Source organism: Pseudonocardia phyllosphaerae (assembly GCF_046546475.1).
Taxonomy (GTDB): domain Bacteria; phylum Actinomycetota; class Actinomycetes; order Mycobacteriales; family Pseudonocardiaceae; genus Pseudonocardia; species Pseudonocardia phyllosphaerae.
The window spans coordinates 1092481-1103816 of record NZ_JBKGXS010000001.1 but is presented as its reverse complement, the minus strand read 5'-3'; the positions used below and the strand labels follow the sequence as shown (position 1 = coordinate 1103816).

General features: G+C 74.8%; 10 protein-coding genes. 3 read left to right on the top strand and 7 right to left on the bottom strand.

Translation table 11 applies throughout. The annotated features are described in order from the left end of the window. Positions 1-269 precede the first annotated feature (269 nt). Positions 270-926: an ACT domain-containing protein gene (locus ACLE50_RS05170; RefSeq protein WP_410942178.1), complete on the top strand. Its 657-nt coding sequence runs from the start codon at positions 270-272 to the stop codon at positions 924-926. 14 nt (positions 927-940) lie between these two features. On the opposite strand, the gene ACLE50_RS05165 is transcribed toward ACLE50_RS05170, so the two are convergent. Continuing rightward, on the bottom strand, positions 941-1660 hold the full coding sequence (locus ACLE50_RS05165; RefSeq protein WP_410942177.1) for a 3-keto-5-aminohexanoate cleavage protein: 720 nt from the start codon (positions 1658-1660) through the stop codon (positions 941-943). A 350-nt stretch (positions 1661-2010) separates the two neighbouring features. Next, the gene (gene ligA, locus ACLE50_RS05160; protein ID WP_410942176.1) at positions 2011-4344 is read right to left on the bottom strand and encodes an NAD-dependent DNA ligase LigA; all 2334 of its coding nucleotides are present in this window, start codon (positions 4342-4344) and stop codon (positions 2011-2013) included. An 86-nt stretch (positions 4345-4430) separates the two neighbouring features. On the opposite strand from ligA, the gene ACLE50_RS05155 reads away from it, so the two are divergent. Both ACLE50_RS05155 and ACLE50_RS05150 read left to right on the top strand, forming a co-directional pair. Then, entirely contained in the window at positions 4431-4820 is a 390-nt protein-coding gene (locus ACLE50_RS05155; RefSeq protein WP_410942175.1) for an ankyrin repeat domain-containing protein, read from the top strand. A 130-nt stretch (positions 4821-4950) separates the two neighbouring features. Then, positions 4951-6555, top strand: coding sequence for a peptide chain release factor 3 (locus ACLE50_RS05150; protein WP_410942174.1), 1605 nt, complete (start codon positions 4951-4953; stop codon positions 6553-6555). Positions 6556-6606: 51 nt separating this feature from the next. On the opposite strand, the gene ACLE50_RS05145 is transcribed toward ACLE50_RS05150, so the two are convergent. The 5 genes from ACLE50_RS05145 to ACLE50_RS05125 form a co-directional block, all read right to left on the bottom strand. Then, entirely contained in the window at positions 6607-7002 is a 396-nt protein-coding gene (locus tag ACLE50_RS05145; protein WP_410942173.1) for a hypothetical protein, read from the bottom strand. A 108-nt stretch (positions 7003-7110) separates the two neighbouring features. Further along, the gene (locus tag ACLE50_RS05140) at positions 7111-8265 is read right to left on the bottom strand and encodes a uroporphyrinogen decarboxylase/cobalamine-independent methonine synthase family protein (protein ID WP_410942172.1); all 1155 of its coding nucleotides are present in this window, start codon (positions 8263-8265) and stop codon (positions 7111-7113) included. A gap of 85 nt (positions 8266-8350) precedes the next feature. Beyond that, entirely contained in the window at positions 8351-8803 is a 453-nt protein-coding gene (locus tag ACLE50_RS05135; RefSeq protein WP_410942171.1) for a nitroreductase/quinone reductase family protein, read from the bottom strand. Between the two features lie 220 nt (positions 8804-9023). Continuing rightward, positions 9024-10106: a tRNA 2-thiouridine(34) synthase MnmA gene (mnmA, locus tag ACLE50_RS05130; RefSeq protein ID WP_410942170.1), complete on the bottom strand. Its 1083-nt coding sequence runs from the start codon at positions 10104-10106 to the stop codon at positions 9024-9026. A 3-nt stretch (positions 10107-10109) separates the two neighbouring features. Further along, positions 10110-11315: a cysteine desulfurase family protein gene (locus ACLE50_RS05125; protein ID WP_410942169.1), complete on the bottom strand. Its 1206-nt coding sequence runs from the start codon at positions 11313-11315 to the stop codon at positions 10110-10112. Between the last annotated feature and the right edge of the window lie 21 nt (positions 11316-11336).

Sequence of the window (11336 nt, the reverse complement as noted above, 5' to 3'; positions counted from 1 at the left end):
CGGCCTCCTCGGCCCGCTCGAACCACCGGCGACGCGCCCGCGCGGGGACCTGTGCGCCGGTGTGCATCCCAGTCTATTCCGGCCGGTCCGCAGCCCGGTCGGGCACCCGGTGACCCGGTGTGGCCGAGCCGTGACACAGGAGACGATGTTCCCCGGGGGCGACGGGGTGGCAGGATCTCCCGGGCCCCGCCCGCGCCGGGCGGTGCACCCGTCCGGCCGAGCCCGGTCGCGCGTCCGCACCCAGCACGACAGAGCAGAGAGGTCCGCCCGTGTCGTACCTGCTCCGGGTCATCCTCCCGGACGAGCCCGGCACCCTGGGCGCCGTGGCGTCCGCCCTCGGCGGGGCCGGGGCGGACATCCTCAGCGTCGACGTCGTCGAGCGCGACGACGGCCAGGCTGTCGACGACATCGCGATCGAGCTGGCCACGCACCGCCCGCCGGACGTGCTGATCACCGCCGCGGAGTCGGTGCCCGGCGTGACCGTGGAGTCGGTACGCCCGCACACCGGGATGCTCGACACGCACCGCGAGCTGGAGCTGCTCGACGAGATCGCCGGCGACCCGCGGCACGGGCTGGACCGGCTCGCCGCGGAGGTGCCGCGGCTGTTCCGCGCGGGCTGGGCGCTGGTCGCGGTCAGCGAGGACGGGCGGTCCTACCGGATCGCCGAGTCCTCCGCGGCTCCGGAGACCCGGACCGGGGATCTGCCGTGGCTGCCGCTGGACCGGGCGATCGCGCTCGACGAGTCGCACTGGGTGCCCGAGCCGTGGCGGGCGATGGACACCGAGCTGGCCGCCGCGCCGTTCGGGTCCGGGGAGCCGCCGAAGTCGCTGGTGGTGGCGCGCCCGGGCGGGCCGGTGTTCCGGCCCTCGGAGCTGGCGCGGCTGGCGCACCTGGCCGGGATAGTGGCCACGGTCCTCAAGGCCTGAGCTCTCGCCGCGCGTCAGACCCGGATGGACAGGGCGGTGCGGACGAGGTCGTCGTTGCCGGTGGCGAGCCAGCCGTCCGGGCGGACCAGGACGTCCTCGAAGCCGATCCGGGAGTCGATGTTGACCCGGGTGGCGTACTCGAGCACCGGCCAGGCGCCCTCTTCCTCCCCGTGCAGCAGCACCGGCACCGGGGGCTGACCGAGCGCGCGCAGGATCCGGATGCCCTCGGCGACCGCGGTCTCCGGGTCGGTCACCGTGGACTCGGCGAGCACCCGGCGGGTGCCCGGCGGCAGGCCGTTCTGACGCAGAGTGACCGCGTCACCGCTGGTCCAGACCCCGAGCTCGACGGCGATGCCGACCGAGGCGGCGGCCTGGCAGACGTCGGTCCAGCCCTGCTCGTGCACGTTGACCCCGCACACGTCGGGCTTGCCCGCGCCGAGCCGCCCCCACGCCATCACGGTCTCGATGCGGGCCTGGGTGTTCGGCTGGATCCAGCGGCCGGTCGGGATGCCGATCTCGACGCCGGGGGCCTCCTGGCGGATCAGCGACACGACGTCGCCGACGACGGCCGGCTCGATCGTCTCGTTGCCGTTGTCGTCGCGCGGGTGGACGTGCACCGAGGTGACACCGAGCCGGGCGACCGCGCGGGCGTCGCGGGCCAGGTGCCGTGGCAGGACCGGTAGCGCGGGATGCGCGTCCGACGGACGTGATCCGTTGAGTACCGCCTGCAGCACGCTGTCCCCCGATTCGCCCCGACCTGCGCCCGGCCACGGCGGCTCCCCCGCGGCAGCACGGGGCCCGGCCGTTCCGGACGTGCCGGCCCGTCGGGCCGACCCGTCAGACATTAGGAGAGCGACCGCCGCCGCGACCGGGTGGACGCGCCCGCACGCCGGGATCGTCGCCGTCCGGGTGTCCGGGAGCGCCGGGCGGGAACACGCCCGGTGAGCGGCCGGTCACCGGCGGCGTGCCGCAACTGCCCCTGCTCCGCCGTCCGGTACTGCCCCCGTTACTCCGCAGCGGCGCTGCCTCTCGCCACTCGGCAGCGGCGCCGCCTCTCGCCACTCCGCAGCGGCGCCGTCCCTCGCTACTCCGCAGCGGCCAGCTCGCGCGCCGCGTCCGGGCCCCGGTCGAGCAGGACCCCGAAGCCGGCCTCGTCGAGCACCGGCACCCCGAGCTCGACGGCCTTCTCGTACTTCGAGCCGGGCGCCTCCCCCGCGACGACGAACGCGGTCTTCTTCGACACCGACCCGGCGGCCCGCCCGCCCCGGGCCATGACCGCCTCCTTGGCCTCGTCGCGGGACCAGCCGTCCATCGACCCGGTGATCACGATCGACAGGCCCTCCAGGAAGCGCGGGACCGAGTCGTCGATCTCGTCCTCCATCCGGACACCGGCGGCCCGCCACTTGTCGACGACCTCGCGGTGCCAGCCGACGCTGAACCAGTCGCGCACGGCCGCGGCGATCGTCGGGCCGACGCCGTCGACCCCGGCGATCGGGGCCAGCGCCTCGGCGACGGCCTTGGCCCGGGCGCGCGCCGCAGCCTTCTCCTGCTTCTCGGCCTCCGCGACGGCCTCGGCGGCCGCGTCGGCGTCCCCGGCGGCTTCGGCCGCGGTGACCTGAGCCGTCACCTCGTCATCGGCCGCTGCGTCGCCGGTCTGCTCGTCACCGGTCTGCTCGTCACCGGCAGGCTCGTCGCCCGCCGACCCGTCGGAGACGATCGCGACCCCGGCCGCCTCGGTGCCCTCGCGGGCCTGCTCGGCCGCGTCCTGCAGGGCGTCCATCGAGCCGACCTCGCGGGCCAGCGCCTGCGCCGCCGTCGGGCCGACGTGCCGGATCGACAGCCCGACCAGCACCCGCCACAGCGGCCGGTCCTTGGCCTTCTCCAGGTTCTCCAGCAGCTTGCGCCCGTTCGCCGAGAGCGCGCCCGCCTTGGTGCGGAACAGCTCGGTCTCGAGCAGGTCGTCCTCGGTGAGGGCGAAGACGTCGCCCTCGTCGGTGAGCACCCCGGAGGTCAGCAGCGCGACCGCCGCCTCGTAGCCGAGGCCCTCGATGTCGAACGCGCCGCGCCCGGCCACGTGGAAGAGCCGCTCGCGCAGCTGCGCGGGACAGGAGCGCGCGTTCGGGCAGCGCCGGTCGACGTCGCCGGCCTTCTGCTGCACCAGCGCGGTGCCGCACTCGGGGCAGTGCGTGGGCATGACGAACGGGCGCTCGCTGCCGTCGCGCACGTCGGTGACCGGGCCGAGCACCTCGGGGATCACGTCGCCGGCCTTGCGGATGACCACCCGGTCCCCGATCAGCACGCCCTTGCGGCGCACCTCGTCGGCGTTGTGCAGGGTGGCCATCTCGACGGTCGACCCGGCGACCTTGACCGGCTCCATCACCGCGAACGGTGTCACCCGCCCGGTGCGCCCGACGTTGACCCGGATGTCGAGCAGCCGGGTGGTGGCCTGCTCGGGCGGGTACTTGAACGCGATCGCCCAGCGCGGGAACCGCGACGTCGCCCCCAGGCGGCGCTGCAGCGCGACCTCGTCGACCTTGGCGACGACGCCGTCGATCTCGTGCTCGACGTCGTTGCGGTGCTCGCCCCAGTACTCGACGAACTCGATCACCTTGTCGATGCCCTGCACGACCCGGGTACGCGGCGAGATCGGCAGGCCCCAGGCGACCAGCGCGTCGTAGGCCTGGGACTGGGTCGTGGGCGTGAAGCCCTCCCGTCTGCCGATGCCGTGGCAGATCAGCCGCAGGTTGCGCGACGCGGTGACCCGCGGGTCCTTCTGGCGCAGCGACCCGGCGGCGGTGTTGCGCGGGTTCGCGAACGGCGGCTTGCCCGCGTCGACCAGGGAGGCGTTGAGCTTCTCGAAGTCCTCGAGCGCGAAGTAGACCTCGCCGCGGACCTCGACCAGATTCGGGACCGGGAACTCCTCGCTGCCGGTGAGCCGCTCGGGCACCTCGGCCAGGGTGCGCATGTTGAGCGTGATGTCCTCGCCGGTGCGCCCGTCACCCCGGGTCAGCGCGCGGGTGAGCTTCCCGTCCTCGTACAGCAGGTTCACCGCGAGCCCGTCGATCTTGAGCTCGCACAGGTAGTGCAGGTTCTCGCCGACCTCCCTGGTCACCCGCTCCTGCCAGGTGCGCAGGTCCTCCGGCGAGAACGCGTTGTCCAGCGACAGCATCCGCTCGAGATGGTCGTGCGCGGCGAACTCGGTGGAGAACGTGCCGCCCACGCGTTGACTCGGCGAGTCCGGCGTGACGAGGCCCGGGTGGCGCTCCTCCAGGGCGAGCAGCTCGTGCCACAGCTCGTCGAACTGGCCGTCGGCGACGACCGGCGCGTCCAGCACGTAGTACCGGAACTGGTGGTCGGCCACCTCGGCGGCCAGCTGCGCGTGACGCTCGTGGGCGTGGCGCTCGGACTCGGAACTCACGGACGAGAGGTTATCCGTGGGGTCCGACAGTTATTCGCACCCGCGCACCCGGGCGTCCGGCCGCGGGCTCACCTACCGTGGCGGCCATGGAAGACGCCGCGGTGGAACTCGCGCACCGGATGTTCGACCTGGCCCGTGAGGGCGCCGCCGCCCAGCTGCGGGACTACCTCGACGCCGGCGTCCCGGTGGAGATCACCGACCCCAAGGGCGACACCCTGCTGATCCTGGCCGCCTACTACGGCAACGAGGCGATCGTCGGCGACCTGCTCGCCCGTGGCGCGGACCCGAACCGCACCAACGACCGCGGGCAGACGGCGATCGCGGCCGCGCTGTTCGCCCGGTCGGCGGCGTCGGTCACCGCACTGCTCGACGCCGGCGCCGACCCGGAGCTGGGCAGCCCGAGCGCCCGCGCGACCGTCGAGCACTTCGATCTTCCCGACATGCGGGAACTTCTCGACCGACGGCTTGACACTTAGGTCAGCCTTCCCTAACTTTATCCACGTCGCTTCGTGGTGGGAGCGGCGCGTCAGTTCGGGACGGACGGCCCGGTCGCACAGGTTGCGGCCGGGCCGTCGAACTGTCAGGGGTCGGTTCTACCCTGGTGCGGTGAGTGAACACCAGGACGCCGCCCGGATCGTGGCCCAGACGGAGCGGCGGCGCACCTTCGCCGTCATCTCCCACCCGGACGCGGGCAAGTCCACGCTCACCGAGGCCCTCGCGCTGCACGCCGAGGTCATCGACTCCGCCGGTGCGGTGCACGGCAAGTCCGGCCGCAAGGGCGTCACCTCGGACTGGATGGAGATGGAGCGTGCCCGCGGCATCTCGGTCTCCTCGGCGGTGCTGCAGTTCGCCTACCGCGACTGCGTGATCAACCTGCTCGACACCCCCGGCCACGGCGACTTCTCCGAGGACACCTACCGGGTGCTCGCCGCCGTCGACGCCGCGGTCATGCTGCTCGACGCGGCCAAGGGCCTCGAGCCGCAGACCCTCAAGCTGTTCGACGTCTGCCGCTCCCGTGGCGTCCCGGTCATCACCTTCGTGAACAAGTGGGACCGCCCCGGCCGCGAGGCCCTGGAGCTGCTCGACGAGGTGGAGCAGACGATCGGGCTGCGCCCCATGCCGCTGACCTGGCCGCTGGGCATCGCCGGGCAGTTCCGCGGGCTCATCGAGCGCGACACCGGCGAGTACACCGCGTTCACCCGCGCCGCCGGTGGCGCGACGAAGGCCACCGCGACCGCCGTCGACGCCGCGACCGCCGCCGCGCAGGAACCGGAGTTCTGGCAGGACGCGCAGGACGAGCTGGGCCTGCTCGACGAGATCGGCGCGATCTGGGACGAGAAGGACTTCCTGTCCGGCGCGGCCACCCCGGTGCTCTTCGGGTCCGCGCTGTCCAACATCGGCGTCGCCCGGCTGCTCGACACCCTGGTCGACCTGGCGCCGTGCCCCGGCCCGCGCCCGGACGCCGAGGGGCACGACCGCCCGCTGGAGGCGCCGACGTCGGGGCTGGTGTTCAAGGTGCAGGCCGGCATGGACCGCGCCCACCGAGACCGGATGGCGTTCCTGCGGATCTGCTCGGGCCGGTTCGAGCGCGGCATGGTGCTCACCCACGCCGAGACCGGCAAGCCGTTCGCCACCAAGTACGCGCAGTCGGTGTTCGGCTCGGACCGCACGACGGTCGAGGAGGCGTTCCCGGGCGACATCGTGGGCCTGGTGAACGCGACCGCCCTGCGCCCCGGCGACACGCTCTACGCCGCGGACCCGGTGGAGTTCCCGTCGATCCCGGCGTTCGCACCGGAGCACTTCGCGGTGGTCCGCGCGAAGGACGCAGGCAAGTACAAGCAGTTCCGCAAGGGGATCGAGCAGCTCGGCAACGAGGCGGTCATCCAGATCCTGCGCTCGGACCTGCGCGGCGACCAGGCGCCGGTGCTCGCCGCGGTCGGCCCGCTGCAGTTCGACGTGGTGACCGGGCGGCTGGAGACCGAGTTCAACGCCCCGGTCACGCTCGACCGGCTGCCGTTCCAGATCGCCCGCCTGGTCGACGCCGAGGCCGCCGAGGCCCTCGCGGGCCAGTCCGAGTGCGAGGTGCTGCGCCGCGACTCCGACGGCGCGTACCTGGCCCTGTTCACGAACAAGTGGCGGATGGACATCATCCAGCGGAAGTTCCCGGACCTGCGGTTCGAGGCGATGCCCGCCGGGTCGTCGATCCACTGACCCGGCGGGGCGCTCGGCCCGCCGACACCCGCGAGCTCGGCCGGCCCGGGCTCAGCGCCCCGGCGCGCAGTACGCCGCCGCGCACACCGTCCGACCGCTCCCGGCCCCCGGATCATGGGCAGCCGGCACGGCGAGCGTGCTGACCACGAACGCGGCCACCCACACCAGACCGGCGGCGAGACCGGCGACCGAGAGCCCGGCCCCGGACAGCGCCGCCCGGGACGGCCGGGCCGCGGGCCGCACCGCCAGGATCCCGACCACCAGACCGGCCAGCGCGAGCCCGGCTCCGGCGGCGGCCAGCACGAAGCCCGTCACCACCAGGCCGTGCATCGCGGCGAGCCCGATCGCGGCGAGGACCAGCAGCAGGCCCAGTGCCCCCAGCACCAGTGCCGACGTGCCCGAGCCCCCGGAGGGAGTGGCACGTGGCGGTGCGTGGGTCCCGTTCATCGGCCCAGCATCGGGGTCCGGCGCCCGGAACGCCCGCCGCACACGCACCGGATCAACAGTTCTGGGTACGCGGTGCGAGTGATCCAGTGCGGTGGGTGACCGTTGTCGTCAGCTCTCGTCGGGGTCGGCGAACGCGCGGCCCAGCTCCCGGGACAGCCCCAGTGCCCGCTCGGCCCAGGCCGGCGTCGCACCGACCAGGCCGCAGGCGGGCGTCGGGACGGCGAGCCGGGCGAGACGGCGCCGGTCGAAGCCGAGCCGGTCGGCGAGCTCGTAGGCGGGACGCACCAGCTCGCCGATGCCCGGCTCACGGGCCGGCGCGAGACCGGGCACCAGCCCGAGCAGCAGCGGGACGCCGGAGTCCCAGGTCTCGCCGATCGCGTCGAGGGCGCGGGGTTCGGCGGTGGCACCGTGGAAGGCGGGCCGGGTCGCGTCGATCCCGACGGCGGCGGCGCCGGCCGCGGCGAGCAGCCGGATCGGCGGCGTGTCCGCGCAGCAGTGCACGACGACGGGGGCGTCGATCCCGGCGATCAGCTCGCGCAGGACCTCCTCGGCGTCCGGGGCGCGGACGGCGCGCACGGTGCCGTAGCCCGACGCCGTCGGCAGCGACCCGGCCAGCACGGCGGGCAGGCCCGGCTCGTCGAGCTGGACGACGACGCGTCCGCCGGTCCGCGCGGCCACCTCGGCGACGTGCGCGCGCAGCCCCTCACCGAGGCTGGCAGCGAACTCACGGACGGCGCCGTGGTCGGTGAGCACCCGGTGCCCGGTGGGCAGCTCGACGGCCGCCGCGAGCGTCCACGGGCCGGTGACCTGCACCTTCACCCACGACGGGCGGCTGCGGTCGCAGGCGTCGCCGAACGCGTCCAGGTCGGTGGACATGAGGTCGCGGGCGCGGCGCAGGTCCCGTCCGGCACGCGGGGTGACCCGCCAGCCCGTCGGGACGACCTCGGCGGAGAGGTCCACGAGCAGCCCGACGGTGCGGCCGATCATGTCGGCGCCGACGCCGCGGGCGGGCAGCTCCGGGAACGCCGGCATGCCCGGGGTCTCCCCGGTGACCAGCGCGGACGCGTCCACCGGGTCGGTGCCGGGCAGCGACCCGACCCCGGTGCCGACGCCCTCGGGCCACAGCTCGCGCGGCGCCGCGGGCTCCTCCGGGGTGCTGTCCACGACCTCGATGCGCGGCTCGGGCGGGCGGCTCTCGCCGGGGCGGACGTCGCCGAGCCCGGCGGCGGCGAGCGCGGCGGCGAGCGGGTCCTCGGAACTCACGTGGCCAGTCTCCCCCGCCGGGCTCCGCGTCCGCCGCCGGGCTCCGCCTGCGTCCGTGGCCTCGACGCTCCGCCGCCCCGTTTCCTCAGGACAGCCGGAACACCGGGTGCCGGTGCGCCGCCGCGGCGATCTCGGCGTCGGTGGAGGTCGCGGCGACGCCGTCGAAGAAGGCACCGACCTCCCACGCCCATCGGCGCAGGTAGGCGCGCAGCACCGGCACGACGGCGGCGGGGTCGGTCAGCTCGGTGGCCGCGAGCTGCTCGGTCCGGCGGCCGACCGTCAGCTCGGCGGTCCCGGCGACTCGGAGGTTGCGCACCCACTGGGTCTCGCCGCGGGCGGCGACGAGGTAGCGGGTGCCGTCGACGGTCAGCGGGTTGACCGGCGTCGTGCGCAGCTCACCGGAGCGGCGGCCGCGGACGCCGAGGACTGCGGACCCGGCGAGCGGCAGGCCGAGCCTGGTGAGCCCCGCGACGAGCGGGTTCATGACGTGGCGGGTGACAGGGCCGGGATCGAGATAATGAGAGCGCTGCTTCTGCATGAGAGCAGTGTTCACTCGAAGGGCGACGAAGGCAAGAGCACTGCTCTCTCTTTCGCGGAGCACACCGCGCCGACCGGTCGGCCGGGCCCCGCCGGACGCCCCGAGGGGCACCCTGGTGGACGCGGGTGGCAGCGAGGGTGCCCCTCGGGGCAACGGGCGGAGCGGAGCGGCGGAGCCGGCCGGGGCCGGTGGCCGCGAGCCCCGGAGCCCGGGAACGGGATCAGGCGGCGGCGCTGATCGTGGCGGAGCCGAGGACCTCGTCGCCGTCGTCGTCGGCGCGGTAGAAGGCGACGGCCTGCCCCGGCGCGACCCCGCGCAGCGGCTCCGCCAGGTCGACGGTCACCCCGGACGGCCCCGGCACGACCGAGGCGGGGGCGATCCCGCCGTGCGCGCGCACCTGCACCACGCAGCGCAGTGGGCCCGCCGGTGCCTCGCCGGAGGTCCAGACCGGGGTCCGCGCGGTGATCGAGTGGACGTCGAGCGCGGCCTCCGAGCCGACCCGGACGGTGCCGCTGACCGGCTCGATGCCCAGGACGTAGCGGGGGCGGCCGTCGTCGGCGGGACGGTCGATGCCCAGGCCCTTGCGCTGGCCGACGGTGAAGCCGTGCACGCCGTCGTGGCTGCCGAGGACCTCGCCGGTGGCGTCGTCGACCAGGTCACCGGGCGTGGAGCCGAGGCGCTCGTGCAGGAAGCCCTGGGTGTCGCCGGTGGGGATGAAGCAGATGTCGTGGCTGTCCGGCTTCGAGGCCACGCGCAGCCCGAGCCGCTCGGCCTCGGCGCGGATCTCCGGCTTCGGGGTGTCTCCGACAGGGAACATCGCGTGCCGCAGCTGGTCCGCGCGGAGCACGGCGAGGACGTAGGACTGGTCCTTGCCCGGGTCGACCGAACGGCGCAGCCGGGGCACCGACGCGTCGAGGCGGGCGTAGTGCCCGGTGCAGACGGCGTCGAACCCGAGCGCGAGCGCGCGGTCCAGCACCGCCTCGAACTTGATCTTCTCGTTGCAGCGCAGGCAGGGGTTCGGGGTCTCCCCCGCTGCGTAGGCGTCGAGGAAGTCGTCGACGACGTCACGGGCGAACTCGGCCGAGAGGTCCCAGACGTAGAACGGGATGCCCAGGACGTCGGCGGCGCGCGCGGCGTCGGCCGAGTCCTCCTTGGAGCAGCAGCCGCGCGAGCCGGAGCGGATCGCGTCGCGGGTGCGCGAGAGCGCCAGGTGCACCCCGACGACGTCGTGCCCGGCGGCGACCGCCCGGGCGGCGGCCACCGCGGAGTCGACGCCGCCGCTCATCGCGGCGAGGACGCGCACGGCTCAGCCCGCGACCGCTGGCGTCCGCCGCCCCGCGCGCCGGGCCCGCTCGACCACGGACGCGATGACGTCGGTGACGGCGCGGACGTCGTCGCGGGTGCTGGTGTGCCCCAGGGAGAACCGCAGCGATCCGCGGGCGGTCTCCTCGTCGGCGCCCATTGCCAGCAGGACGTGGCTGGGCTGGGCGACCCCGGCGCTGCACGCCGAGCCGGTGGAGCACTCGATGCCGTGCGCGTCGAGCAGCATCAGCAGCGAGTCGCCCTCGCAGCCGGGGAACGACAGGTGCGCGTTGCCGGGCAGCCGGCCGGGGCCGTCGGCGACGCGGGAGGTGAGGGTGTCGCCGTTGAGCGTGGCCTCGGGGACCTCGGCGAGCACGGTGCGGACGAGCTCGTCGCGCAGCTCGGCGATCCGGGCGCGGCGGGTCGCGGCCTCGGCGACCGCGATGTCGACGGCCGTGGCCAGCCCGACCAGCGACGGGACGTCGAGGGTGCCGGAGCGGACGTCGCGCTCCTGGCCGCCGCCGTGCAGCAGCGGGGTGCACTCGACCTCGCGGCCGAGCAGCAGGACGCCGGCGCCGTAGGGGCCGCCGAGCTTGTGCCCGGTCAGCGTCAGCGCGTCGGCACCGGACGCGGCGAAGTCGACGTCGAGGATCCCGACGGCCTGGACGGCGTCGGTGTGGAAGTCGACGCCGAACTCGTGCGCGATCCCGGCGAGCTCGGCGATCGGGTTGACCGTGCCGACCTCGTTGTTCGCCCACATCACCGAGACGACGGCGTTCTCGTCCGGGGCCTCGGCCAGCGCGGCCCGCAGCGTCTCGGGGCGGACGCGGCCGGCCTCGTCGACCTCGAGGATGCGCAGCCGGGCGCCCTCGTGGGTGGCCAGCCACTCCGCGGCGTCGATGACCGCGTGGTGCTCGGTCGCGGAGACCAGCACCCGGTTCCGGCGCGGGTCGGCGGCGCGGCGGGCCCAGAACATGCCCTTGACCGCGAGGTTGTCGCTCTCGGTGCCGCCGGTGGTGAACAGGACCTCGGACGGGCGCGCGCCGACGGCCGCGGCGATGCGCTCGCGCGACTCCTCGACCTCGCGGCGGGCGCGACGGCCCGAGGAGTGCAGCGACGACGCGTTGCCGGTACGGCTCAGCGCCTCGCTGAGGGCGTCGACGGCGGCGGGCACCATCGGAGTGGTCGCCGCGTGGTCCAGGTACGTCATCGACGGCCAGGATAGTCCGTC

Coding starts and splice junctions, on each gene's coding strand:
- ACLE50_RS05145 (WP_410942173.1), bottom strand. CDS start 7,002: ATGAACGGGACCCACGCACCGCCACGTGCCACTCCCTCCGGGGGCTCG.
- ACLE50_RS05135 (WP_410942171.1), bottom strand. CDS start 8,803: ATGCAGAAGCAGCGCTCTCATTATCTCGATCCCGGCCCTGTCACCCGC.
- ACLE50_RS05125 (WP_410942169.1), bottom strand. CDS start 11,315: ATGACGTACCTGGACCACGCGGCGACCACTCCGATGGTGCCCGCCGCC.
- ACLE50_RS05155 (WP_410942175.1), top strand. CDS start 4,431: ATGGAAGACGCCGCGGTGGAACTCGCGCACCGGATGTTCGACCTGGCC.